This window comes from Vibrio sp. J502, assembly GCF_025397955.1.
Taxonomy (GTDB): Bacteria; Pseudomonadota; Gammaproteobacteria; order Enterobacterales; family Vibrionaceae; genus Vibrio; species Vibrio anguillarum.
Genome location: NZ_CP104555.1, coordinates 98,503 through 122,575, shown reverse-complemented (window position 1 = coordinate 122,575; position 24,073 = coordinate 98,503). Strand labels below are relative to the sequence as shown.

Annotated in this window: 23 protein-coding genes; 10 read left to right on the top strand and 13 right to left on the bottom strand. The window is 43.9% G+C overall.

Annotated features, from left to right (window positions below):
* The first annotated feature begins 123 nt into the window (after positions 1 to 123).
* Entirely contained in the window at positions 124 to 981 is an 858-nt protein-coding gene (locus N5E84_RS16385; RefSeq protein WP_019283043.1) for a Vmh family MBL fold metallo-hydrolase, read from the top strand.
* A 15-nt stretch (positions 982 to 996) separates the two neighbouring features.
* On the opposite strand, the gene N5E84_RS16380 is transcribed toward N5E84_RS16385, so the two are convergent.
* The 4 genes from N5E84_RS16380 to N5E84_RS16365 all read right to left on the bottom strand — a co-directional run bounded on the left by N5E84_RS16380 (position 997) and on the right by N5E84_RS16365 (position 4,314).
* Positions 997 to 1,404: a hypothetical protein gene (locus N5E84_RS16380; RefSeq protein ID WP_013868244.1), complete on the bottom strand. Its 408-nt coding sequence runs from the start codon at positions 1,402 to 1,404 to the stop codon at positions 997 to 999.
* The gene (locus tag N5E84_RS16375; RefSeq protein WP_019283044.1) at positions 1,401 to 1,892 is read right to left on the bottom strand and encodes a methylated-DNA--[protein]-cysteine S-methyltransferase; all 492 of its coding nucleotides are present in this window, start codon (positions 1,890 to 1,892) and stop codon (positions 1,401 to 1,403) included. The genes N5E84_RS16380 and N5E84_RS16375 overlap by 4 nt, the downstream gene beginning before the upstream one ends.
* A gap of 1 nt (position 1,893) precedes the next feature.
* Positions 1,894 to 3,246: a DNA-3-methyladenine glycosylase 2 family protein gene (locus N5E84_RS16370; protein ID WP_019283045.1), complete on the bottom strand. Its 1,353-nt coding sequence runs from the start codon at positions 3,244 to 3,246 to the stop codon at positions 1,894 to 1,896.
* 177 nt (positions 3,247 to 3,423) lie between these two features.
* Positions 3,424 to 4,314, bottom strand: a complete 891-nt coding sequence (locus N5E84_RS16365; RefSeq protein WP_013868248.1) for a LysR family transcriptional regulator — start codon at positions 4,312 to 4,314, stop codon at positions 3,424 to 3,426.
* Between the two features lie 148 nt (positions 4,315 to 4,462).
* Here N5E84_RS16365 and N5E84_RS16360 point away from each other — a divergent pair, with 148 nt between their 5' ends.
* A complete protein-coding gene (locus N5E84_RS16360) occupies positions 4,463 to 4,822 on the top strand; it encodes a DUF413 domain-containing protein (RefSeq protein ID WP_017049330.1) in 360 nt (119 codons plus the stop codon).
* Positions 4,823 to 5,088: 266 nt separating this feature from the next.
* On the opposite strand, the gene N5E84_RS16355 is transcribed toward N5E84_RS16360, so the two are convergent.
* Positions 5,089 to 5,340: a DUF3081 domain-containing protein gene (locus tag N5E84_RS16355; RefSeq protein WP_017044957.1), complete on the bottom strand. Its 252-nt coding sequence runs from the start codon at positions 5,338 to 5,340 to the stop codon at positions 5,089 to 5,091.
* Positions 5,341 to 5,651: 311 nt separating this feature from the next.
* On the opposite strand from N5E84_RS16355, the gene nagB reads away from it, so the two are divergent.
* Positions 5,652 to 6,452, top strand: a complete 801-nt coding sequence (gene nagB, locus N5E84_RS16350; protein WP_019283046.1) for a glucosamine-6-phosphate deaminase — start codon at positions 5,652 to 5,654, stop codon at positions 6,450 to 6,452.
* Positions 6,453 to 6,579: 127 nt separating this feature from the next.
* Here the strand turns inward: nagB and N5E84_RS16345 are convergent, their stop codons facing one another.
* Together N5E84_RS16345 and N5E84_RS16340 are read right to left on the bottom strand one after the other, a co-directional pair.
* The gene (locus N5E84_RS16345) at positions 6,580 to 6,876 is read right to left on the bottom strand and encodes a polymer-forming cytoskeletal protein (protein WP_305951630.1); all 297 of its coding nucleotides are present in this window, start codon (positions 6,874 to 6,876) and stop codon (positions 6,580 to 6,582) included.
* Between the two features lie 8 nt (positions 6,877 to 6,884).
* Positions 6,885 to 7,832, bottom strand: coding sequence for a M23 family metallopeptidase (locus tag N5E84_RS16340; protein WP_017044959.1), 948 nt, complete (start codon positions 7,830 to 7,832; stop codon positions 6,885 to 6,887).
* A 638-nt stretch (positions 7,833 to 8,470) separates the two neighbouring features.
* Here N5E84_RS16340 and N5E84_RS16335 point away from each other — a divergent pair.
* The 4 genes from N5E84_RS16335 (at position 8,471) to N5E84_RS16320 (ending at position 13,312) form a co-directional block, all read left to right on the top strand.
* Positions 8,471 to 10,420, top strand: coding sequence for a PTS mannitol transporter subunit IICBA (locus tag N5E84_RS16335; protein WP_019283047.1), 1,950 nt, complete (start codon positions 8,471 to 8,473; stop codon positions 10,418 to 10,420).
* A gap of 116 nt (positions 10,421 to 10,536) precedes the next feature.
* Positions 10,537 to 11,685, top strand: a complete 1,149-nt coding sequence (locus N5E84_RS16330) for a mannitol-1-phosphate 5-dehydrogenase (RefSeq protein WP_029388407.1) — start codon at positions 10,537 to 10,539, stop codon at positions 11,683 to 11,685.
* Positions 11,686 to 11,746: 61 nt separating this feature from the next.
* Positions 11,747 to 12,277 carry an MltR family transcriptional regulator gene (locus N5E84_RS16325; protein ID WP_010319258.1) on the top strand — a complete coding sequence of 177 codons (531 nt, stop codon included), beginning with the start codon at positions 11,747 to 11,749 and terminating at the stop codon, positions 12,275 to 12,277.
* Positions 12,278 to 12,382: 105 nt separating this feature from the next.
* The gene (locus tag N5E84_RS16320) at positions 12,383 to 13,312 is read left to right on the top strand and encodes a Gfo/Idh/MocA family protein (protein WP_026027760.1); all 930 of its coding nucleotides are present in this window, start codon (positions 12,383 to 12,385) and stop codon (positions 13,310 to 13,312) included.
* Here N5E84_RS16320 and nhaD read toward each other — a convergent pair.
* From nhaD to N5E84_RS16305, 3 genes are all read right to left on the bottom strand, one after another.
* Entirely contained in the window at positions 13,309 to 14,757 is a 1,449-nt protein-coding gene (gene nhaD / locus N5E84_RS16315) for a sodium:proton antiporter NhaD (protein WP_019283049.1), read from the bottom strand. The genes N5E84_RS16320 and nhaD overlap by 4 nt on opposite strands.
* Before the next feature lie 169 nt (positions 14,758 to 14,926).
* Complete coding sequence (locus N5E84_RS16310; RefSeq protein ID WP_029388408.1) at positions 14,927 to 16,231, bottom strand: dicarboxylate/amino acid:cation symporter; 1,305 nt, start codon at positions 16,229 to 16,231, stop codon at positions 14,927 to 14,929.
* Positions 16,232 to 16,713: 482 nt separating this feature from the next.
* Entirely contained in the window at positions 16,714 to 17,157 is a 444-nt protein-coding gene (locus tag N5E84_RS16305; protein WP_013868258.1) for a DoxX family protein, read from the bottom strand.
* Positions 17,158 to 18,334: 1,177 nt separating this feature from the next.
* Here N5E84_RS16305 and N5E84_RS16300 point away from each other — a divergent pair.
* Entirely contained in the window at positions 18,335 to 18,991 is a 657-nt protein-coding gene (locus N5E84_RS16300) for a hypothetical protein (protein ID WP_019283052.1), read from the top strand.
* Positions 18,992 to 19,046: 55 nt separating this feature from the next.
* Positions 19,047 to 20,282 (top strand): zinc-dependent metalloprotease family protein, encoded by a 1,236-nt coding sequence (locus N5E84_RS16295; RefSeq protein WP_019283053.1) that lies wholly within the window; start codon positions 19,047 to 19,049, stop codon positions 20,280 to 20,282.
* A 46-nt stretch (positions 20,283 to 20,328) separates the two neighbouring features.
* On the opposite strand, the gene N5E84_RS16290 is transcribed toward N5E84_RS16295, so the two are convergent.
* The 3 genes from N5E84_RS16290 to slyA are packed head-to-tail and all read right to left on the bottom strand — an operon-like array spanning position 20,329 to position 22,920.
* Positions 20,329 to 21,363 carry a DUF2955 domain-containing protein gene (locus N5E84_RS16290; RefSeq protein ID WP_019283054.1) on the bottom strand — a complete coding sequence of 345 codons (1,035 nt, stop codon included), beginning with the start codon at positions 21,361 to 21,363 and terminating at the stop codon, positions 20,329 to 20,331.
* 12 nt (positions 21,364 to 21,375) lie between these two features.
* Entirely contained in the window at positions 21,376 to 22,431 is a 1,056-nt protein-coding gene (locus N5E84_RS16285; RefSeq protein WP_019283055.1) for an HlyD family secretion protein, read from the bottom strand.
* A gap of 6 nt (positions 22,432 to 22,437) precedes the next feature.
* Entirely contained in the window at positions 22,438 to 22,920 is a 483-nt protein-coding gene (gene slyA / locus N5E84_RS16280; protein ID WP_019283056.1) for a transcriptional regulator SlyA, read from the bottom strand.
* Between the two features lie 113 nt (positions 22,921 to 23,033).
* On the opposite strand from slyA, the gene N5E84_RS16275 reads away from it, so the two are divergent.
* Complete coding sequence (locus tag N5E84_RS16275; protein WP_017046842.1) at positions 23,034 to 24,062, top strand: VirK/YbjX family protein; 1,029 nt, start codon at positions 23,034 to 23,036, stop codon at positions 24,060 to 24,062.
* Positions 24,063 to 24,073: the final 11 nt, after the last annotated feature.

Below are 24,073 nucleotides of genomic sequence, written 5' to 3'. Positions count from 1 at the left end.
AGTGAATAATGCTTTTATTAGTATCTTAAATTGAATCAGTGAAGTTCATTATTGGATCTATTTGTTCTAAATAAAAAACAATAAGATGTTATTACTTCGAACAATGAATGAAAGGTAAACACAATGACAATTTCAAAACCGTTGATAACGGGTTTTTTGCTAGCAAGCACTTCTTTCTCAAGCTTAGCCGCATTGACGTTTCAAACCTACAACCCAGGAGAAAATGGAGTCTTTCCAGTCAGCTCAACACTGATTAGTGGTGAGAAACAAGCGATTTTAATTGATGCTCAGTTTGGTACAAAAGATGGCCAAGCTTTAGTGGACATGATTAAGCAGTCAGGTAAAGAACTTAAGGCCATCTATATTAGCGCTGGTGATCCTGATTATTATTTTGGTCTAGAACCGTTGGTTGCGGCGTTTCCTAACGTTGATGTTTTAGCAAGCCAAGCGATTGTTGAGCATATCAAGTCGACGAAAGACGCTAAGCTACAGTTTTGGGGCCCGATACTAGGAGAGAGTGCGCCAAATAAAATTATTGTCCCTAAGATTTTTGACCATCACGAGTTTTCATTAGAAGGTGATAAGATCGAAGTGAAAGAGCTTAATACACATCAAGCTTACTTATGGGTGCCTTCTGAGAAAACGATTGTCGGTGGTGTAGCGGTTGTCTCTGGTATGCATGTTTGGACGGCTGATAGTCAAACTCCGAAAGCGCGTGGTGAGTGGGTTCAAGCTTTAGAGAAAATGCAGATGCTTAAGCCAAAGAAAGTCATTCCTGGACATTATTTTGCTGATATACCGCAGGGTGTCGAAGCCGTAAAATTTACTAAGACATACTTGGAGAAATTCGAACAGGCTATTTCAACCTCAAAAGACTCGGCACAAGTGGTATCTAAAATGGTTACAGCTTATCCAGCGCTTCCAGGTAAAGAAGACCTTGAATTAAGTGCGCAAGTGAATATGGGTGAGCGTACTTGGTAACAGTATCAACGCGAGTTATTGGCTCGCGTTTTCTACTCCAGACGGTTTGGCTTCAACATTGCCTGTTTTTACCCATACGTTACTCAATTTATACATGGCGCAGACACTGCATGTGAGCACTTCTCCTTTGCCATGGATCACAAGCACGATATCTTCTCGTTTTTCTTTCGAGTTATTGCGTAGCTGGATCGTCAGTTGATTACCATCCACGCTGTAAGCGCGAGACCAGTGCTGAGTTTCAGATTCAGCACGTACAACGCCCTCTTCGAAAATCAATAAGTCATCATTGAACTGGTTGTCATAAGTCCCTTTGAACTCATAAGTTTCACGGTTTAACCAACGTTCAAGGTCATCTTGAAAACAGCCTTGCAAAGTGGCTGTAAGGACGAGAATACTGATTGATTTTGCCGTAGATCTTATCATGTTGCTGCAACCTCTGTTGTTGTTCGCTCAAGTTCTAATAAGCTCGCTTTACGGTTTAAGCCCCCCGCATAGCCAGTGAGTTTACCACTTTTTCCGATCACTCTATGGCAAGGAACGATGATCGAAATTGGATTTCTACCATTGGCCAAGCCGACAGCCCTTACGGCTTTGGGGTTACCGATCGCCTCTGCAATCTGTTGGTAGTTCCAAGTTTCGCCATAAGGTATCTTGCATAATGCTTGCCACACAGATTGTTGGAACTCGGTGCCTTTTGCCGCTAAAGGTAAAGTAAATATAGTCCGTTTCCCGGAAAAGTACTCATCTAACTGTTTGATAGTATTGATGAGTATAGTGCAGTGTTCGGATTTTACCCCTAACTCTGTTGGCATGGTGGTTTCGGTTTCAAACCAAGCCCCCAATAAACCTTGCTCGCAGGCTTGCAATGTCATGATTCCTAAGGGGCTGTGATAGTGGGTGAAGCTATTCATATTAGTAATTCCAACAGTGAAAGGTGGCGTAACTTCCCCAAGGTGAAACCTTGTCTGCGTTCAGCTCAGGAAAATGGCTTAAGGCCTTCTTAACCACCAAATCAGTGTCTAGAAAGCAATCTGAATCGGACTGACCTCTTAACCTAGCGTAGTTTACGGTCCACGGCCCAATACCTTTTAGTGAAAGCCAAGCATCAACATCGGCTTCAGGGTGTTGGCACATGAATTGAGCAAAGCGTGTTAAGGTCTCTTTTCGGCTGTGTGGCATCTTTAAAAAGTGCAAGTCAAGCTGTGCGATTTGTTCCGGGCTTGGAAAGTAACTGCTCGTGTTTTGAGCTGGGTTCACCGCATCGACTAATCGGTTGAGCTGGCCAATGGCTGCTTTTATCGAAACTTGTTGACCTAAAATAGCTCTGACTCCCGCCTCCCAACAATTCCAAACGCCGGGAATGCGGATTCCTGAACGAGTGACTAAACCCGGAGCGCAGTCTTCCAAATAGGCCTCGATGTGGCTGATGTCGGCTTCGAGGTCAAATAGGCGGCGTAGTTTTGCCACCAAGTAACGCAGTTTGGTGATGTCTTGCAACTCGAATTCAACCTCTAAATGGGTCTCAGAGGTTAAGCTGGCACGAAACCAGCCGGTCGTATTGTGTATGTTGAAGGTGCGTTGATAATGATTGTTACTGACCTGTTCAATGGCGTTTACTGCACGTAATCGATAGAAATCTAGCATATGTTGCCAATCGAAAGGGCCGCGAAAAGAGAGTGTTAATAGGTTTTTTGTCATCAATGCAGTTTTAGATTGCCGCACTTGGCTGGGGGTCAGTTGCAACGTTTTGATAAACGCATCGTTAAAGCGGCGGGTACTGTTGAACCCACAAGCGAATCCTATATCGGTAATGGACAGAGCACTGGAATGCAACAACTGTTTAGCAAACATCAACTGATGGTACTGAGCATATTGTTTCGGTGACACTCCTAAATGGGTTTGAAACAGTTGTCGTAGGTAGCGGTCACTGATCCCCAAACGTTCGGCAAATTGAGCCAGATTGCTCGATTGTAATTCACCTTGCTCAATAAGCTTGATTGCACGCAAGAAGGTGGTTTCAACTCCTTTCCATGCCCAAGAATGAGGTGCACTGTCTGGGCGGCAACGCAGGCATGGCCGATAACCCGCTTGTAGAGCCAGCGCGGAGTTGGCGAAGTATTCAACATTCTTTTCTTTTGGCAGGGTTGCCGGACATATTGGGCGACAAAAGATGTTGGTTGTTTTGACGGCAACGAAAAATCGTCCATCAAATCGCGGATCACGGCTAGTGCGAGCTTGTTGGCATTGTTCTTTATCGAGTTCCATCCATGGTGCCATTTGGTATAACGAGCCTTATGCAGTTTTTATAAGCTAAGTGTATGCATGAATTCTGTCGATACTAGCCATTTTCGGAACTGGATGGCTTTTTCTGCGGTTTCTCTTGAAAAAGGATATCCATAACGCTGTATTCAATACCCGCTACAGCGTTATGAATTTGTTGGGTCAGTCGAGAATGACCTCGCCCGCTTGTTGTAATGAGTAAGCACTACTAGGGTTGATGTTTTTGACTAACTTTTCCACTTGCATAATGGCTTCTATCGATGAGCTGTTTTTTCGGTAGCTGAGGAAGATGGGACGCTGCCAATCTTCCACATTGTCAATTCGATACAATTGGCCAGAGTGGATAAAAGGTTCAACAAGTGAGGTAGGAAGGTAAGCGCTTCCCCCTTTTTCTAAAATGAAATCAAGTGCGATACGAGCGGTCGAGGTGCGCAAATAGGGGGTCGGCGTCTTCGGATGTCGCTCAGCATGCTCGGAGGCGAAACGGCTTCCCCAATCGACGTACACGTATTTATTATCAAAGGCGGTTTCCAGTGTGTCAGGACGCGTCGAAACCAACACCAGTACTAAATCTGCGACTTTTTTGCAGTTTAGCTCTTCGGCTTTAATTGGGTCAAAGGCAAACGCCATATCTAAGGTACGCTCCAGTAGGCTGCGGTTGAGCTGCTCGCGCCCCATAACTTCCGCCATAAAGCCATAACCGCTAAAAGCATCAGTCACAACGCTTAAACAGTTTTGTAGATGAGCATCCCAAACGTTGGGCGTTCCCCCTAATGTCAGCTGTAAAGCTCGGCCATTTTCCAAAGAGAGCTCAAACTTGGCTTGTTGCAAGGTTGCCACCATCACTTCGGCATAGCCAACGAGTCGTTCTCCTGCCGATGTGAGCTTTATGTTGTTGCGATCACGCGTAAACAGCTGAGCATCAAAATAATTTTCTAATTGCTTGATGCGTGCGCTGACGGCGGCTTGGGTCAAATAAAGGTTTTCAGCTGCTCGCCCAAAATGACGTACTTTGGCGAGTTCGAGAAAAGTGCGAAAAACTTTTACATCCATATTAAATCCTCTGAAATTACCCCGTCAGATTAACAAGGAAGTGCAATTATGACGATAAAAAATTTTTGTTTTTCTTTTCGGAGATTTACGCCTAATTTTCGCGTGATCTATCGCTACATGGTAGTAGCGCCATTCACATGAGGTTGATATGTCTGAGACTGAATTCCGTCACGGAAAAAAACGTTTTTACGACAATACAAAGTTTCCACGAGGCTTTGCTAAGTCTGGTGATTTTACTCTTGCAGAAGAAGAACTTCTCACCATTTATGGTGGTACCATGCTTGGTCTTGAATCTGGTGAACTCACGCCAGAGAATGCCGAAGAAGCTCATTTTGTTAAGGCGATTGAAAACCCAGGTAAAGCGAAATCTAAGTTAGAGCGTGTCTGGTTAAAATACACTCAACTTGCTCGCGGTCGTAAGCGTTTCCATACGTTGAACGGTCGCAATAAACCTGAAAGTGGTGACGACTATAATGATGAAGAAGTTAGCTTAACGGAAGAAGATTAATCTGTATCTCTAATGCAGGATCTTAAGCCGTAATTTGGTCAGCTTTCTCATTTATCTCTTCAGCCTTATTGTCTCAATAAGGCTGACAAACTCACTTGCATCGCCTTTCATATAAGAGATCTCTGTGCAAAAGAGTGTGACTCAATCAAGATGAGAAAAGTGCTTTCGCTCAAAGCCCTAGTATTGATGACTCACTCGGGCTTTGCATTATCGCCACTCTGCTCATTTGGTCGCGCTTAGCCAATCCATGAGCTGGGCCAACACCGCTACTTAGCCAAAATGGCTACTTTTTTCAAAAAGCTGTCGCGTAGATGCTCTTGGTCATAATCGAGATGGTAGGTATTGTGGAAGCCAACTTTTAGCTCCACACCATTTCCTCGCATGTAAATGTTATAGCCGTCATAGTCTGAAAAAGCTTCGATACCTTCATAGATTTTCCCGAACTCAGTCGGTGTACCATGCGCCATTACTGTTTCATAAGCATGGAGAATTTTCGCGGGTTCAAGTTCGTTTTTCATGGCATTTGCTCCTTTCTTGCTTGTTACTCCAAGTATGGATAATGAATGCACGCTTCGCCAGATAGTGGAGTGATAGCGACTCAAACTTCACTTAATTTTATAGATGAATTTTTATCTCATTTGGTTATAGCATGTGCCGTATTAGTTAAGCTTACCTGTAGAAATTGCTACAAATTTAAGCGCATTTCTGGTTGAGATTTGAAGAAAGAGCGAAAATTTGACCTAAAACAATGGCAGTTACCCAACACTTATTTTATAATGCGAATTAATGTTCTATTACACCATAATATTCCAATAACTAGGGGCCAATCATGAGACTTATCCCGTTAAAACAGGCTGCACAAGTCGGCAAGTGGGCAGCAGCACACATCGTAAAACGTATCAACGCATTCAACCCAACGGCAGACCGTCCTTTTGTATTGGGTTTACCTACTGGTGGTACACCATTGACGACTTATAATGCACTGATTGAAATGCATAAAGCAGGCGAGGTGAGCTTTAAGCATGTCGTGACATTTAATATGGATGAATACATTGGTATTCCTGAAAATCATCCGGAGTCATACCGCTCATTTATGTATAACAATTTCTTCAATCATGTTGATCTTCAAGAAGAAAATATCAACTTACTGAATGGCAACGCACCAGATGTTGATGCAGAATGTAAGCGCTATGAAGATAAAATTAAATCATACGGCCGCATTAATTTATTTATGGGCGGTGTGGGTAATGATGGGCACATCGCGTTTAACGAGCCTGCTTCTTCACTTTCGTCACGCACTCGCATTAAGACACTGACAGAAGATACACGCATTGCAAACTCTCGCTTCTTTGATGGTGATATCAACCAAGTTCCTAAATACGCGCTAACGATTGGTGTAGGCACACTGCTAGATTCAGAAGAGATCATGATTTTGGTGACAGGCCACAATAAGGCGCTGGCTTTGCAAGCGGCCGTGGAAGGAAGCGTCAACCATTTGTGGACAGTCTCCGCACTACAACTTCACGCGAAATCAGTCATTGTATGTGATGAACCATCGACTCAAGAACTAAAAGTGAAAACCGTAAAATACTTTGCGGAATTAGAAGCAAAAAATATCGAAGGTTTCTAAGTCTCTCCCAGTTGGGAAAGGACATTCATAAACAAAAGGCCTGCTAACATCAGCAGGCCTTTTTACACTTTGTAGCAAATGGGACTTTCTATCAAATGGGGAAGTGCGAACGAAATCGGTAGTTGAATTAACCTTCAGCAGCGATTTTCGCTTCTTTTAATTCAACTACTTGTTTCTCCGGGGCAGGGTAGGTTACTCCATTAAAGCGCCCACCTTGTTCAATGCTCAAGTCGTCGCTATAAATAGACCCTGTGACGCTCCCTTTGCTTAAAATTTCAATTTTAGTCGCGTGACATGTGCCTTGGAACTCGCCATTAATGATTATGTGGCCTGCGTACAGCTCACCATTAACCGTGCCTGTTTCACTAATGACGATGGTTTTATCAACGTGCAATTGACCTTCTACCGACCCGTCAATTTGAATGTCGCTTTCTAACCTGAGTTCCCCACTAATGGAACAGCCTTTTGCGATGAGAGTTGTAGCTGAGTGCTGACTCTTAGCTCGACTTTGTTTACTAAAGATTCCCATCGGATACCTCTTACCTTACTAAATATCGTTTCAAAATCATTCACGCCCCAATCAACAAAAGGTCTTGGATCTAATGAACGGCCGACAAATCGAATTTCATAGTGCAAATGTGGGCCAGAAGATAACCCACTGTTTCCAGAATAAGCAATTAAGTCGCCCTTCTGTACAAAATCGCCCCCTTTCACGGCAAATTTTTGCAAATGAGAATAGGAGCTGGTAAATCCATAAGAGTGCTGTAAGCGTAAAAAATTGCCTGACCCTTTATCACTGGCGCGAGTGACTTCGGCAACGCCATCGGCTGGTGCATAAATTGGCGTGCCTATGTTAACCGCAAAATCTTGCCCGCGGTGAATTTTGACGTTGCCGGTCACAGGATGAATACGCTCACCGTATCCTGACGAAATTCTCGCATTATGCACAGGTGCACCGCTGGGTATTTGGGTCAGCATCACCATTCTAACTGAAGAAGTGATAGCGGCGGTGTCTAAACGTGATTCTAATTCCGCTCCGCTTTCATCCATACCCAATACTTTTTCAAGATCGCCGAGCCTGTCTGAAACAACCTGCATCTTTTCTTCTCGTTCGAGCAGGTCATTCTCTAAGCTGTTTTTTAGCTCCTTTAAAGAGGTGACTTCTTCGGTCAGTGACATCGACTGGCTCTCTAACTCTTGTTGCTTGAGTTTAGCAAAATCAACTTCATCAAGAAGGTAATAGATAACGCCGCCAGTGGCGAGAATACTGGCAACCAGCACATAGCCAAAACCTTTTAAAAAATGTCGGAACCATTTACCGAGATGAAAGTGCTTCGTCCCATGGATGGATGAAACGGAAACAACCACTCTTTCTTTCATGAATTCGTTCACAGCGTCTATGGTTAACAGTACAGCCGATTCTAACAGGGAATGCTCAGGGTCAAAACATTTTGCGTTGTAAGGCTATACTCGTCCCACCTCTTATTGTTCGGTTTGTGAATTGGAGCGTATCCTTGGCCTGCTTTTAGAGGAAGATCCGATGTTGTTAGTAAAAAAAGCCATATTAATGTATGAGCTCATATTAATATGGTTTTGTGTATATAAGTTACAAAATAGACAATATGGAAGTGGTGGCTTTATTTTGATTAGTAAAATAAAGATGTAATTGTGATGTTCATCACCTTTTGTTCTTTAATTTTTAATAATTAAAGTGAAAGTGTGATTTTAATCTCTTTTTTATTAAAAGTTAAAATTCAAAAAGTATGACATTGGTCGTTTAAATCTTATTGACAAGTTGTATTTTTGTTTTTGTTGTAAATTTACATGTCAATTTAATGACCATGATCACGAAGAAATGATTTGTAAGCTAGGATTTATGAGGGGCTGATCACGAAAAACCCGTCGTCAGTTCCAGAATGAAATTGTGTGGTAAATTGATTGTGTACTAAGCAATCAACGGTTTTTCGCAGAACCGTTACAACAACAATATTCATCAGAACATCGAACGGGGAATCCACATGATATCACCAGATGCAAAGATCAAGATACAAAATTTTGGTCGCTTCTTATCTAACATGGTTATGCCAAACATTGGCGCGTTTATCGCGTGGGGCTTTATAACCGCACTATTTATCCCAACAGGTTGGCTACCGAATGAAACGTTAGCATCTATGGTTGGGCCGATGATTACTTACTTATTACCACTGCTGATTGGTTACACGGGTGGTAAATTGGTTGGTGGAGAACGTGGTGCTGTTGTCGGTGCCATCACCACAATGGGTGTGATTGTCGGAACCGACATTCCCATGTTCATGGGAGCCATGATGGTTGGTCCTATGGGTGGTTGGGCGATCAAAACCTTTGATCAACGTGTTGAAGGTAAAGTAAAAAGCGGTTTTGAGATGTTGGTAAACAACTTCTCGGCAGGTATTATTGGTATGCTTGGCGCAATCTTGGCGTTTTACCTCATTGGGCCATTTGTCAAAGTGCTCTCTGGTGGTTTAGCGGCAGGCGTAAACTTCCTAGTTTCAGCACACCTTTTACCACTCACCTCTATTTTTGTTGAACCCGCGAAGATCTTGTTCCTTAACAACGCGATTAACCACGGTATTTTCTCACCGTTAGGTATTCAACAAGCCAGTGAAATGGGGCAGTCAATCTTCTTCTTAATTGAAGCAAACCCTGGCCCTGGTCTCGGTATTTTGTTGGCTTACATGGTGTTTGGTAAAGGTACAGCACGTCAAACAGCTGGTGGCGCTTCCATCATTCACTTCTTCGGCGGCATCCATGAGATTTATTTCCCATACATACTGATGAATCCACGTCTGATTCTTGCAGCGATTGCTGGTGGTATGACAGGGGTGTTCATTTTGACTCTCTTCAATGCAGGTATTGTTTCTCCAGCGTCTCCTGGCTCTATCTTTGCAGTGCTACTGATGACACAGAAAGGATCGATTGTTGGCGTATTATGCTCAATATTTGGTGCGGCAGGTGTGTCCTTTACCGTTGCGTCATTATTGATGAAAGCACAGAGCAGCACCGAGGAAGAAGGTGATGAAGCGGCGTTAGAAAAAGCCACATCACAAATGAAAGAGATGAAATCGAGCGCAAAGGGCAATGTGACGACGGCTTCTCAAAAAAGCAATATTGATTTAGCCAACGTGAAAAGCATTATTGTTGCTTGCGATGCGGGTATGGGTTCAAGCGCAATGGGCGCAAGCATGCTGCGTAAAAAAATCAAAGATGCGGGCTTAGCGATTCATGTCACTAACCTTGCCATCAATAGTTTGCCGGAGAACGCAGAAATCGTGATTACTCATAAAGACCTGACTGGCCGCGCACGCACACATGCACCCAGTGCACAGCATATTTCACTGAGCAACTTTTTAGACAGTGAAATGTACAACCAGCTTGTGACTAAGCTTTTGGCAGCTCAACGCCCTAAGGCGGCGAATGATAGCGATGTGGTTAAAGTATCCATCCTCGCTGCGAATGACGACAGCTTTGAAATTCAAAAACCGTCCGTTTTTCAAATCCAAAAAGAAAACATTCACTTAGGTTTGAATGCCGCTAATAAAGAAGAAGCCATTCGTTTCGCTGGCAATAAGTTAGTTGAGCTTGGCTATGCGGAGCCTGAGTATGTTGATGCCATGTTTGAACGTGAGAAAATGGTATCCACTTATCTTGGAGAATCGATTGCCGTTCCTCATGGTACCGTCGCCGCCAAAGACCGTGTGATTAAAACGGGTATTGTGATTTGCCAATATCCTGCTGGTGTGCAGTTTACGGACGACCAAGATGGCGTAGCGAAACTGGTTATCGGTATTGCCGCCAAAAATGATGAACATATTCAAGTTATTACCACCATTACCAACGCACTCGATGAGCCTGATGCTATCGAGAAGCTCACCTCAACCAGAGACGTGAGCGATATCTTGGCCATCCTATCGGGTAACCAAGCAGCGTAACGCTTTTGCTCCTGAGGCAAAACGAGGTCGGCTGTTCCCCTATACTGCTGACCTCACCTCAATTGAAGTATTAAGCGCTCTTTTCTCTTTTAGATAAGTTTTTGGTAGGTAAGATTATGAAAAATGCAGTACATTTTGGCGCGGGTAACATTGGTCGTGGTTTTATTGGTAAATTATTGGCCGATGCAGACATTGAAGTGACTTTTGCCGATGTCAATGAACCTTTGGTCGATCAATTGAGTCATCGTCAAGAATACAAAGTAAAGGTAGTGGGTTCTGAGTGCAAAATTGATACTGTCACTCATGTCACTGCGGTGAATTCAGCCAGTAATGATGTGATTGATCGCATTGTAAAAACGGATTTAGTCACTACAGCTGTCGGCCCTGCAGTGCTTGATATCATTGCGAAAACGATCGCCAAAGGCATCACCAAAAGATTTGAAGCGGGCAATGAACAGCCACTCAATGTGATCGCTTGTGAAAACATGGTGCGCGGTACAACACACCTGAAAGGCGAAGTGTATAAATATCTAGACCCATCGCTGCATGCTAAAACCGATGAGTTAATTGGTTTTGTCGATTCCGCGGTGGATCGCATTGTGCCACCTGTCGAAGCCGCGAACGATGACCCGTTGGCCGTGACGGTTGAAAGTTTCAGCGAATGGATTGTTGATGAACAGCAATTTAAAGGTGAGATCCCCGACATTGAAGGGATGGAAAAAACCAATAATCTGATGGCTTTTGTTGAGCGTAAACTTTTCACTCTAAATACTGGGCACTGCATTACCGCCTATTTGGGTTGTTTGAGTGGTCATAAGACGATTCGTGAAGCAATTGAAGATCCTGCAATTCGTCAGCAAGTGAAGCAAGCCATGCATGAAAGCGGTGAAGTACTCATTCGTCGTTACGGTTTTGACCCTAAATTGCACGCCGCTTATATCGAAAAAATATTGAGCCGCTTTGCCAACCCATATTTGGTGGATGAAGTGGATCGCGTTGGTCGTCAGCCAATACGAAAATTAGGCCCCAATGATAGATTAATCAAGCCATTACTCGGTACAATCGAGTACGGTATTGACAACAAAACGCTATTGAAAGGGATTGCGGCGGCCCTTAAATATACCAACGACAGCGATCCTCAAGCGGTCGAGCTTCAAACATCATTGAACCAATATGGCGTATGTAAAACACTGGCCCATTACACAGGGTTAGATGAGCAGAGCGAGCAGGTTAAGCAAATTGAAGCGATCTACAAACAGCTTTAATCACATAAATACTTTGGAGGGCGCTAATGCCCTCCCTTTATAACAACAATTAGTACAGCGTATGGCAGATAGAATTAACGAAAGCGATATAATTGAACGACTGAATAGTGCCCATTCGGTGCGCGGATTCTTTATTACGACGGTTGAAGTGTTCAATGAGGCGATTGACGCATTGATGCAACGCATTTTTCGCAAAGATAACTTCGCTGTCCAATCAGTAGTTGGCCCTCTATTGCAAGATTCTGGACCACTCGGCAACTTGTCTGTCAGGCTAAAACTGCTGTTTGGCCTTGGGGTATTACCTGATGATGTTTACCACGATATTGAAGATATCATCAAACTGCGTAATCAACTCAACAGTGATGGTGCTGAATACGAGTTCACCGACCCGAAAATTTTGGTGCCGATAAAAAAGCTCCATTTGGTGGCCAAAATGGGCATGGTGCAGTTGGAAGTATTGGAACCGGATGGCGACATTGAACTGGATTTTTACCAGCTTCAACTTCAGCGTCAGCAACAAATCATCAAATCCGGGCTCTCATTAGCGATTGTTGAAATTTGCAATGAACTGAACAAAGAGAGCCCATTTTAGCCTCATCCCAGACAGGCAAGGATTGCCTTTTCACTGAGTTCTACACCTCCCTTTTTAATCTTCTTGTGTTAGCCTAACCTTCATCTAACGAAAAGAGATTTGATGATGAAAATTGGCATTATTGGTCTAGGTGATATCGCGCAAAAGGCGTATCTTCCGGTCATCACACAACGCCCAGATTTAGAATTGGTATTTTGTACTCGTAATCCAGCTCTTGTTACGCAACTAGCGCAGCGTTACCGCATTTCAGAGAATTGCACGGATTATCGAGAGCTACTTGGCTATAACGTTGATGCGGTTATGATCCATGCGGCGACCTCGGCTCACCCTCAAATCGCCCAATTTTTCCTTGAACACGGAATTCCAACCTTTGTTGATAAGCCGCTAGCCGACAGCGCAAGCGCCTGTGAAATGTTGTATGAGCTTGCAGAAAAGCATCGTCAACCTTTGTATGTGGGGTTTAATCGCCGTCATATTCCGCTCTATAACCAACACCTAAATGCAGTGCAAACTGGTAATAGAAACGACTTACGTTCGCTTCGTTGGGAAAAGCACCGCTATGATCTGCCCGGTGATGTGCGCACCTTTATCTTTGATGATTTTATCCATCCGCTAGACAGCGTAAACGTGAATGCTAAAGCCACATTGGATGATGCTTATATTACCTACCAGCAGCATCAAGGTCAGTTATCCCGCTTGGATGTTCAATGGCAACACGGCGAAAGTTTGCTGCATGCCTCAATGAATCGCCAGTTCGGCATAACCGCTGAGCGAGTCAGCGCGAGCTTTGTGAATGAAGGTTTTGAGTTTGATTCGTTTACACAAGGAAAACGTTGGCATCAAGGGCAAGAGCAAGCCCTTAGTTTAAAAGATTGGACGCCAATGCTGACCAGTAAAGGCTTTAGCGCCATGATTGACGATTGGATTGGCGTGATAAACAGCGGAAAGCTGGCTTCAGAAGTGGTGGCACGTAACTTGGCCTCGCACCAGCTGGCAGAGGCGCTGTGTCATTATATTGCGAAGCAAATTCGTTAAAACAAAGCGTGATTGAGTAGTAAGTGGACACCAATACTTGCGGCGTAGCCTGTTGCAATAATCGGTGTCCATTTTAGATGGCCTACAAAGGTGTATTTGCCGTGTGCAGCGCCCATCAGAGCCACTCCAGCGGCTGAGCCAATCGAGAGTAAACTGCCGCCGACGCCCGCTGTTAATGTGACGAGCAACCAGTTTCCGGTGGACATATCGGGTTCCATCGTCAGTACTGCAAACATGACGGGAATGTTATCGACAATCGCCGAAAGAAACCCAATCATCACGTTTGCCCATATGGGGTTCCATTGGCTATACATCACTTCCGAGATCAAGCCTAAATAACCCAGTAAGCTTAGCCCTCCTACGCACATGACCACCCCGTAGAAAAACAGTAGCGTATCCCATTCGGCGTGTGAAACTCGCTTAAAGACATCGAATGGCACCACAGAGCCAATACGTTTTAGGGCGGCCTCGTCATTATTTGCAATCGCAATTACGGTTTTTTTGGCCAGCGAAGTAGGTAAGGTTTTCCTGAGGAAGTAGCCAAAAAATTGTAAGTAAGCGAGCCCCATCATCATGCCTATCACGGGTGGAAAGCGCACCACAGCATGGAATGCTACGGCGGTAGCAATGGTTAACATGAAAAGTACGACAATACGGCGGGCTCCGCGTTTAAGCTCGACATGTTCATGCAGGGTGGTTGGCTTTTCCTTGGGCAGAAAAAATGACATCAGCAATGCAGGAACAAGGTAGTTGATCACAGAAGGGAGAAACAGAAAAAGGAACTGTGAAAATGGCACATGGCCCGCTTGCCAAACCATTAAGGTGGTGATGTCTCCAAAAGGGCTAAAAGCGCCTCCGGCGTTAGCCGCTACGACGATATTAATACAAGCAATGTTGATAAAACGTGGGTTGTTTCCTGCCACTTTTAGTACGACAGCGCACATCAACAGTGCGGTGGTTAGGTTATCGGCAATTGGCGAGATGAAAAATGCAAGTAGCCCCGTGATCCAAAAAAGAGCACGAAAATCAAAACCTTTTCCCACCATCCACGCTTGTAATGCATCAAATAATCGCCGCTCTTCCATTGCACTGATGTAGGTCATCGCGACTAACAGAAACAGCAATAATTCGGCGTATTCCAGCAAATTATGCTCTAGCGCGTTTTTGGCAATCTCGGTTAATTCATACTGCTGATAAACATAACCAATCATGGCCCAAATTAAACCAGCTGCAAGTAACACAGGTTTAGACTTTCGTAGCTTAAGGTACTCCTCCATCATGACCAAAGTATATGCCAGAGTAAAAATGACTAAAGAGGCATAACCAATCGTTGAGTGTGTTAGATCTAACGAATCGATATCGTTAGAGGAAGCGAGAGCGACTGAAGGAAAGGGTAAAGTGCAGAACAAAAGAAGCCATGTGCGTCGAGGTATCATTGTGTTCACTCCTAGAAAGTTAGGCTGATAAAATTCTAGATCTATTGAAGATAGTTCGGTGTGAGATAGCTCTGATCTACTTGATTTTTAATCTTATTCTTGACCTGTAAAGCGAATAAAGAAAAACCCTGTAGCAATAGCGACAGGGTTTGATTTTGATTAGTGGAAGTGAAGAAAGTTAGGCTTGAGCTTTTGTTAAATGGACTTCTTCTTCTTTCACGCCAGCTTGTGGATCATTAAAGCGAGCTTCATCTAACGCGCCTTCTGTTTTCGCCACAATAAGAGTCACACAGCTATCACCAGTAATATTGACTGCGGTGCGGATCATATCTAATAAGCGGTCAACACCCATAATCAAAGCAATACCTTCTAGTGGCAAGCCGACTTGGTTTAGCACCATCGCTAGCATGACAAGACCAACACCCGGAACGCCTGCTGTACCAACAGAGGCTAGTGTTGCCGTGAGGATGACCATCACGTAGTCACCCATGGTTAGGTCGATATTGAACGCTTGGGCAATAAATGCTGTCGCAACGCCTTGCATGATCGCTGTGCCATCCATGTTAACGGTCGCACCTAGCGGAATGGTGAAAGAAGCTATCTTGTTATCAACCCCTAAGCGGTTTTTAGCCGTTTCCATGGTGACGGGTATAGTCGCATTGGAAGAGGCTGTAGAGAAAGCGAACATAATGGCATCTTCCATTTTACGGAAGAAGGTGATTGGACTTAAACCAGTAAAGCCTTTCAACATCAAACTATAGGTGACAAAACCGTGTAGCAGCAGGGTAACCGTCAGTACTACGAAGTATTCTTCGAGGTTCAAAATGGCACTTAAACCAAGGCTGGTGAACAGTTTTGCCATCAGGAAAAATACGCCGTATGGAGCAAGGTTCATCAACAAGGCGACTAGTTTCATAATAACTTCGTTCAAGTCATTAAAAACGCCCGCAATACGCTCGCCCGGTTTACCCGCGGCACTGATGGCTATGCCAAATAGTACTGCAAAGACGATGACCTGCAGTGTTTTACCTTCTGCCATCGCGCTGATTGGGTTGGTCGGGAACATATCAATAAACACTTGGCCCAAAGAAGGGGCTTGCGCAGATTGGAATGAGCTTGCTGCGGTTAAATCGGCTCCGGACCCCGGTTGAAACACAGTGCCCATTGTTAGTGCCAGTGTGATGGCAATCGCAGTGGTTGCGATGTAAAAGGCTAGGGTTTTACCGCCCATGCGGCCAAGTGTGGTGAGATCTTTCAGTGAGCTCGTACCACAAACGAGAGAAACAAACACGAGGGGTACAACTAACATTTTTAAGCTGGCGATAAAGATTTTTCCGCCAACATCGAATAAGCCGTTAACGATATACGCGTCAACAAATCCGTTTTCAGCAAATAGGGCTCGAATGGCAAAGCCAGTCAAAATACCCGCTACCATACCTAAAATAACACGGCCGGTAAGCGACATCGGTTTTTTGGTATTCATTGTGAACACTCCTTTATTTTATGCACTTCGACATCATTTCAAAGCGTGCCGCAGGTTAGCAGGGCTGAGTGCAAATCAAAAAGTAAAATAATGTTAACGGTTAATTGCTGTGATCTTTATCACTTAAAATCGCCCATCCTTTACGTTTTAATAACCTATTTTTGGTTTTAAATTTTTATTTTTTATCATTTGGCAACACATGAGTCTTTTGTGTTAACAAATATCACTATTCTCATCTAATGGTAATTCGCTAGTTTTCATTCAATTTTAAGCTCGTTTGGTTGCATATTTACCCATTAAGGTTGCTTTATATGAATAGGGTCTCAACGGCACTTTTATGTAGCATAAAAAGAAGGGCATGCAACACAAGTAGAGAAAGGAAGGAAAGTGATACTAAGTTGAATGTTATCGACTGAAAATTTTAACGTTTGAAGGAGGCTTGGCCTCCTTCAATGAAACGGTATGCTGGCCTTAGGCATAGATTATGCGAGCTTTTTATTTAACCAGTTATCAAGTGCCAATTTGCCAGCACCAGAGAAAACCAACGATACACTGGCTGCAAGCAGCGCAAGGCCAAACTCATAACCGTTATTAGCCATGAATAAGCCGTTACCTAAGTGTACAGAAGCGATTGCGACGATCATCGTAATAGAAAGAAGCAAGGCGGCAGGGCGAGTTAGTAAGCCAAGCAAAATGAATAGGCCCCCAAAGAATTCACCACTACCCGCTAAAAATGCCATCAGCACACCTGGGTTTAAGCCAATTGAAGCCATCCATTGACCAGTGCCTTCTAATCCATATCCTCCAAACCAGCCAAAGAGTTTCTGCGCACCGTGCGCCATAAAAATGATGCCAATTGGGAAACGAAGCGCAAGCGCAGAAAATCCAGAAGTTGATGTGGTTAGTTGTTTCAATAGTGCTTTCATTAAAGTGTCCTCAGATTCATTAAAAGGTAGTAGGTGCTCAGCGGCTTCCTAGCTGTTGGAGCCAGTGTAGAGTGATTCGTAACCTGAGATAACTCACTCCGTTTGATGATTAAGTTCGAAAAAATTGAACAAGATTTATCGAGTACTTTTCTTAGCGCGGGGAATGTTGTGACCTTCTATCTATGATGAATCATGTCGATTGATCGTCTGATATCCCCTTCCTACTTGAAGCTGCAGCGGTGTTGGTTACGTTCGCTCACTTCATCAAATCGTTTATCTATGCTCATGGGGGAGACTTACTTTCCAACCTACCTGCAACTTCAAGTTGTGTAGTTATACACAATATTATCATTTATACGGACGCTAATAGTATTCGGATTGACCTGTACTTCATAGTAGTGTCTTTTCAAAGGAGCAGATAATGAATTAAAAAACGAAGAAGGTTACTAAAGTAAACGGGCTACCTTTGGGGCGTTAGCTATATCTTTCTTTACAATGTCATTCATCATCTGTTTTCTCTTTCCGATGGTTTATAAAAAGTGCAAATATTAAAATAATGGAATAAATGTCAAGAAATAATCAGATTTATGTCCGAGTAGATAAATATCTTATTTTGGTTATTAGGGTAAATAGTGAATTACGTTTTGAAAAAATACCAAATTAGTTGGTTTGCAGTTCCAGCAAAGTGCTCAGCCATAGATTAAAGAGCGTTGAGAATGAAGGTTTTTCCTTCCCACTTGTAGCTGTAGCGATGTTGGCTACGCTTTTAGCTATTGCTATGGGGTGCTCACTTACCATATCGACCTGCAACTTCAAGTTGTTTAGTCATAGACAGCCTAAACTGTATTTTTGCGCTTTTAAGTGCCTTTTTCATAAGACTCGCCGTTATCAAAAGTACCATCTCTTCTTTAATTTTCTCTGTTTATTGCCATCAAACGATAATAACTAATTTATTAATTACGGATTATTGTTTTTCTTTTGGCTTGATATTTTATTTAGCGCATTGCGTTCATTTTTTTGAAAATTAGATCATCATTCAAATCTATAAAGTTTGATTATATTTAACCTTAACTTTATTGACTTAAGATTACATTATTTAATTGTATTCATACATCTTATGTATCTATATATATGCCACATCTAATTGTCGGAGATATAAAGTTTGAAAGTTAAGATAATGACCATTTTGTTATTAGTAATATTCGGTCTCATTGTTGGTAAATATTACATTAGCCATAGTTCATTAACATTAGTGCCTGCCCAAAAAGCACCGAATAATAACGAGGATACTGATTTTAAAGCCGCAACAGTTGCTGATGAGCGTCAACTGATGAAGCTACCACGAGAAGATGCATCGAGCGCAGGAGATGCTCGTTCTGCTCTGAATTCAGAGCCTATCACTGAAGAGCGCATGCTTGCGGCGCAAACCGTTGATGAAGTATGGCACGACATCAACCCAAGCCCAGCGTTGCAAGCCATTAGGCCAAAAAGTGATGCAGTGACGGAAATCAAAGCGATCGAAATCGAAAATATTGAACAATTCCGAGTTCTGGCAACGGGCGATGCTGTCACGGTCACTATGCCTGATAACCAGCCAGTCAATATCCAAGTCACTTCATCAGAAATTCAGAATGAAGGCGTCCGGACTTGGTCTGGGCAGTTTGAACTCGACGGGGAAGTTTACCCGGCCACATTCACTTTCGGCAAAACGGCAATACTTGGTTTTATTGGTCATCCCAGTGGTCAAGTGAAGCTTGAAGGCAACGGCAGTGAAGCATGGGTTTACCGAGTACCACCGAATCATGGCTATGACGAAACCTCGACCAGCCATTGATACCTCAAACGCACGGCTTTGTGTGTTAATAAAATAAATAATGTAGGAGTTTTTTATGAAAATAGCGTCATTGGCATTAGCCGTGGTGTTAGCAACGCATGCGTTACCGAGTAGCGCAACCACAGAAATTGATATTCTAGGTGTTTATACACCCGGCACGGCTGAGTGGTTTCAGCAAGATCACGTGGCTGAAATCCAGCACCGATTTAACGTGGGAAATGAAATTCTGCGTCAAAGTGGTCTGGACATCAAAGTCAACTTAATTGGCACGAAAGAAGTAAAATACGATACGCAAAGAGGGCTGAAAAAATCGCAAGAGCAGGCGCTTGATGCGATTACTCCCGGCAATAAACAAGATCCGGCGTTTGCCGATATTGAGCAATATCGTAAGCAGGTTGGCGCGGATATGGTGGCGCTGTTTCGTAATCTAGATATTAAAAATTCTCCTGATTATGAAGATAAAGGCAATGGTACTTACATGCTGAGCTGTGGTCTAGCATGGATAATCCCTGCCGCGTATTGGAACAATAGTGCGCGTTATGCGCAATCTAGAATGTACAGTCATAGCTATTTGAATGAGTGTGGCGATGATACGTTTATTCACGAATTAGGCCACAATTTGGGCTTGAACCATGCTCATGAACAGTACAATGGCGAACCTCATCTTTCAAATGGTACAGAGCAAGATGCGTATGGTTATGGGGTTCAAGGCCAATTTGCGACGACCATGGCCTATGGTTTCTTATTTGGTATTCATAGCCGTTCTTACACATTCTCTAACCCAAGCAAAGTGTGTAAAGGTCAAGCATGTGGTGTCACTGACTACGCGAACTCGGTGCGAGCGATTGGCCTGAGCGCACCACACATTGCGGCGATTTATGCACGTCCAGATGGGAGTAATGACGGAGGAACGTCACCCACTGAACCGACTTCGCCCCAACAAGCCATCTATGATTTACAAGGGCCTTTTGCCATTCCCGATCATGCACAAGGAGAGTTAGCACTTCCGATTAATGTAACTTATCAAGGAAATGCGGAAACGGCCACTATTCAACTTAATATTGAACACCCATTTGTGGGTGATGTTTCAGTCAAGTTGTATGCACCTGATGGTGGCTATTGGAACTTAAAATCGTATAACCAGTATGATCGCAACACGGCTTATCGTGTTCGCTTTACACTCAGCGGAATGCAACAAATGAACGTGCAAGGCCAGTGGCGTTTAGTCGTGGCGGATCACTATCAAGGTTTAACGGGTGTATTAAATTCGGCACGCTTATCCTTTGAATAAAGGTTTGCTGTGATGTTGACCCTGCACCTATGTGCAGGGTTTTTAATTACTGGCCAAATTGGGTGGCTTTGAATTGATTCAGCAATCGATGGATCACATAGGTTGTAAGTAATGTGGCGACAATAGCAAACAAAATACTGCCGACTCGGTACAGGGCACTGAAAATTAAATCATTGCCCGGCGTCAAATATTGACCAAACAAGATCCCCAAGGTAGTCAATGAGCCAAAGCCGACCCCTGAACCGCTGGATTCTTTTATATGCCAGTAGCTAAAGAGCATCGCACCTATCCACAGCAGCGGAATAACAAATAAAAGCTGACCTGACCAATCGTAGAGCAACAGTTGGACCGCAATACCGAAAGTGACACCAAGCAGAGTACCCATCGCGCGTTTGCGTGCGTAGCCTAGCGCTCCGTTCCAATGCATCGGGAAAAGTAGCAACAAGGTTGTGGCTTGCGCGGACATTGAATCTTGCAGATCGAATATTTGAAACACAACGAAAGAGAGTGTGGCAATGGTTGCGCCCATGAGCGCTTCATGACGCATACGATGTGACTCTTTTGGCACGCTTGCATGAGCGGGAGGTTGCCTTTTCTGTACGTCGGTAATACAAAATGTCACCAGATAAGCGACCATTACCGAAAGCAAATTCGCGATAAAGTTGCTGTTAATCAGATCGTTAAGATCAGTTGTGGGGTAGCTTGCAAAGTGCAGCATGATGCTCAAGCTCAATACGCTGTTCGCTCCAAACAAGAATAAGCTGCCTTTCGACATACAAGCAAATTTGTAGAGAAACAATACGAAAGCCATCATCGTCATCAGTGCCGGATGAGCGCCAAACAGCCCCCCGAGAATGGCTACTTCTAAGCCACAAACGACGGCGGAAGCGAGCAGTTGTTTTGCGGCGTGCGCATTCATGACGGGCACCATGCCCAGTAACAGCATTGGTGTTACGGTAAAAAATACCCCGTAGTTCCAACCCAGTAGTTTACAAAAGGTAAAACCAAGCGTCGCACCTGTTGCAATTCTGACGCATTGGCGAAAATCATTTTCAGATAATGGGTGATCCCAAAGTCGCATTTTTTACTCCGCTTAATAGACGTAGTGCAGAGTGCTCAGAAACTGAATTTGCATTTTTGCCAGCCAAGCAAACGGGCCACTTTCTGGTAGCAACTGTACCGTCGCACGAGCACCGGAAGGCAATGTTGACATCGTTTCATCGAGCGAAAGGTGCACACGCATGCGTTGTGCATCACGCACCCAGCGATTAGATTCTGTTGGAGTGGCTAAACGCCCATTCGCATCAAACTGACCAGTGCTTACCCCAGCATCCAGGCTACGAATACGCGCGGTAAAGACTTCGCCGGGTTTGCTATCAAAAGCAACTAGGGCGCGGCTATTGTCTGGGAAATGGCGTAAGCTTTTTTCTCTAAAATCAGCAATCACGTCTACATCCGTCGCTACCAACGCAACTAACGGCATACCTGCTGCGGCGTAGGTGCCCGTTTCAAGCTGTAAGTTGGTAATGACACCATCTTGCTCTGCTAGCGTTTGTGTGTAGGCAAGGTTTAGCTTGGCCTGCGCCAATTGGTTCAAAGCGGCGCGAATGCTGACATTACTCTCGTCACTATTACCTCGACTGACGTGCAATTCTTGCAGGTGAGCTTGCGCTGCAACCAAATTGGCTTTCGCGGCGGTAGCGCCACTTTGTGCATCGTCTTTAAGTTGCTGAGAAGTCCCATTGCGTGCAAACAGAGTGTTTAATCGGTTAGCTTCGCGCAACTTTTGATCGGCAACGATACGGCTTGCCGTGACATTAGCTTCTGCGGCTGCAATCGATGCATCCAATTGAGCGTTACCTTGTACCGCACGTTCATAATTGAGTTGGGCCTGCTCTACCGCCAGTTGATAGGGTTGTGGGTCGATGGTGAAAAGTGCTTCACCCTTGTGTACGGTTTGATTATTAGTGACAAAAACATCACTGATTTGACCATTAACTCGGGGAGATATTTTGGTCACAGTCCGCGTTGCCATGGCTTGCGGTGTTAAAGGCATAGCCAAATCGGCCACCAAAAAATAGGCAAAGAGCGCCACAAAAGCAACGATGGAATATTTGATCCAAAGTGCAAATTTTTGATCAGGTGTCATAAGTAATTATTGTTCCTTTGAAGGTGTTGCTATCGGTTTGCTGAGCGTATCTAGAGCGTTGTGTGAGATTTGTTCGAGCGTAAGAGTCAGTTGGTGCAATTGTTGATCGTCAATATTACCCAGTAAGTTTTGGCGAACTTGCAAAATACGGGTTTCCATCTGCTTGATAAGAGCACGCCCGTTACTCGTCAAACTGACGATTCGAGCGCGCTTATCGTTGTGACAGCAGTGACGTTCGATCAGCGATTGTTCTTCGAGCTGCTTTAAAGTTCGCATTAAAGAAGCCAGTTCTATTTCTAACGCTTCGGCTAAGGTTTTTTGACTGACGTTGTCACCGAGACGCTGTAATTTCCACAATGCGGTCCAACGAGGATGGGTAAGGCCCAAGGGTGAGAGTTCTCGGTCCGCCACCATTTTCCATAAGCGTGAGAGACGAGCAAACTGCTCAGCGAGTGATAATTCTTTCAGGGTGTGTGTGTTTTCAATCATAACGAGTCACATATTACTTAGCGTGCTAAGTAATATGGTTTAGTTAGCGCGCTAAGTAAATAGCTAATGACGAAGGCTGACATTTTCATACAAACTCAGGACAGCACCTCTCAATGAAACACTGTACATTATTTTCAATGAGCGACTCCCCAATGTTTGAGGCTGTCCTAGCTGCTGAAATTCTGGTCCATACTATGATAATTGAAAATAAACTCGACTACCTGTTTAGCCTGTCTGAACTCTCCGAAACGATTTACCCCAATACCAAAGGCTGGTCTAAAATCAGGAAGAATATCCGTTTTTGTTTATGGGGCGTGACCAATGCCTATGCTCTAAAAAGTATGCTGAGGCTGTTTTCGTGCTCCGAGTTAGCGGAGGTATTGAAGCAATGCCCACAGTTTTTGGAAAAACCATTAAAACCTTATCTCTGCGTCAATTGGTCTGCCAAAGAGCGTACATGGCACATTAATCAACATTTTATCTACTTAGTTGAACAGTTTGGCTTTAATGCTGCGAAGTTTTTCTCAGAATCAGGCTTCTCTATTTTTGATTTTTACGACAAAAATGGGGCGAGTTATTCATTAAGCCTGTGCAGTGGAGAGATAAGAGAAGGCTCGTTGGGGCTGCAACTGACGGATGAAAAAGGGCAGAAAATTTACTCGATCAGTTTCAATGTTTCTGATCAAGGGCGCAGTATTTACATTGGTTCACTACAAGGTCCAAGCAGTGGTGTGACCGATCGTAATCAAATCATTAAAGATTTGACGCGCACGACTCACGGCTTAAGAACTAAAGCACTGATGGTTGAAATGATCATGACGCTAGCGCGTATTTTAGGGGTTGAGAACCTGTATGCGATTTCTAACCGCGGCCATATGTATCAAGCGTTGCGTTATATTGGCTCAAAGCGCAAATCAGTAAGCTTTGATTACGATGAACTGTGGACAGAGTACGAAGCAGAGAAAATGAGTAAATATTTGTACCGTTTGCCAACCACACCAAACCGTAAAGGTGTTGAGACGCTAAATCGCAATAAACGCCGTCTATATACTAAACGTTATGAGTGGTTAGCCGAGGTGGAAACAGCCATGTCGGGCCGTATTGAACAGTTGAAACTTATGCCCAAGCATTTCGTGGTTTGATGGATCCACAA

Excerpts from the sequence above, each read along its gene's own strand:
- slyA (WP_019283056.1), bottom strand. The coding sequence starts at position 22,920 with ATGATTGAAAACACACACACCCTGAAAGAATTATCACTCGCTGAGCAG.
- N5E84_RS16380 (WP_013868244.1), bottom strand. The coding sequence starts at position 1,404 with ATGATAAGATCTACGGCAAAATCAATCAGTATTCTCGTCCTTACAGCC.
- N5E84_RS16340 (WP_017044959.1), bottom strand. The coding sequence starts at position 7,832 with ATGAAAGAAAGAGTGGTTGTTTCCGTTTCATCCATCCATGGGACGAAG.
- N5E84_RS16285 (WP_019283055.1), bottom strand. The coding sequence starts at position 22,431 with ATGACACCTGATCAAAAATTTGCACTTTGGATCAAATATTCCATCGTT.
- N5E84_RS16325 (WP_010319258.1), top strand. The coding sequence starts at position 11,747 with ATGGCAGATAGAATTAACGAAAGCGATATAATTGAACGACTGAATAGT.
- N5E84_RS16370 (WP_019283045.1), bottom strand. The coding sequence starts at position 3,246 with ATGGAACTCGATAAAGAACAATGCCAACAAGCTCGCACTAGCCGTGAT.
- N5E84_RS16335 (WP_019283047.1), top strand. The coding sequence starts at position 8,471 with ATGATATCACCAGATGCAAAGATCAAGATACAAAATTTTGGTCGCTTC.
- N5E84_RS16320 (WP_026027760.1), top strand. The coding sequence starts at position 12,383 with ATGAAAATTGGCATTATTGGTCTAGGTGATATCGCGCAAAAGGCGTAT.
- N5E84_RS16300 (WP_019283052.1), top strand. The coding sequence starts at position 18,335 with ATGACCATTTTGTTATTAGTAATATTCGGTCTCATTGTTGGTAAATAT.
- N5E84_RS16365 (WP_013868248.1), bottom strand. The coding sequence starts at position 4,314 with ATGGATGTAAAAGTTTTTCGCACTTTTCTCGAACTCGCCAAAGTACGT.
- N5E84_RS16290 (WP_019283054.1), bottom strand. The coding sequence starts at position 21,363 with ATGCGACTTTGGGATCACCCATTATCTGAAAATGATTTTCGCCAATGC.
- N5E84_RS16310 (WP_029388408.1), bottom strand. The coding sequence starts at position 16,231 with ATGAATACCAAAAAACCGATGTCGCTTACCGGCCGTGTTATTTTAGGT.
- N5E84_RS16275 (WP_017046842.1), top strand. The coding sequence starts at position 23,034 with ATGAAACACTGTACATTATTTTCAATGAGCGACTCCCCAATGTTTGAG.
- N5E84_RS16305 (WP_013868258.1), bottom strand. The coding sequence starts at position 17,157 with ATGAAAGCACTATTGAAACAACTAACCACATCAACTTCTGGATTTTCT.
- N5E84_RS16295 (WP_019283053.1), top strand. The coding sequence starts at position 19,047 with ATGAAAATAGCGTCATTGGCATTAGCCGTGGTGTTAGCAACGCATGCG.
- N5E84_RS16355 (WP_017044957.1), bottom strand. The coding sequence starts at position 5,340 with ATGAAAAACGAACTTGAACCCGCGAAAATTCTCCATGCTTATGAAACA.
- N5E84_RS16360 (WP_017049330.1), top strand. The coding sequence starts at position 4,463 with ATGTCTGAGACTGAATTCCGTCACGGAAAAAAACGTTTTTACGACAAT.
- N5E84_RS16375 (WP_019283044.1), bottom strand. The coding sequence starts at position 1,892 with ATGAATAGCTTCACCCACTATCACAGCCCCTTAGGAATCATGACATTG.
- N5E84_RS16330 (WP_029388407.1), top strand. The coding sequence starts at position 10,537 with ATGAAAAATGCAGTACATTTTGGCGCGGGTAACATTGGTCGTGGTTTT.
- nagB (WP_019283046.1), top strand. The coding sequence starts at position 5,652 with ATGAGACTTATCCCGTTAAAACAGGCTGCACAAGTCGGCAAGTGGGCA.
- N5E84_RS16385 (WP_019283043.1), top strand. The coding sequence starts at position 124 with ATGACAATTTCAAAACCGTTGATAACGGGTTTTTTGCTAGCAAGCACT.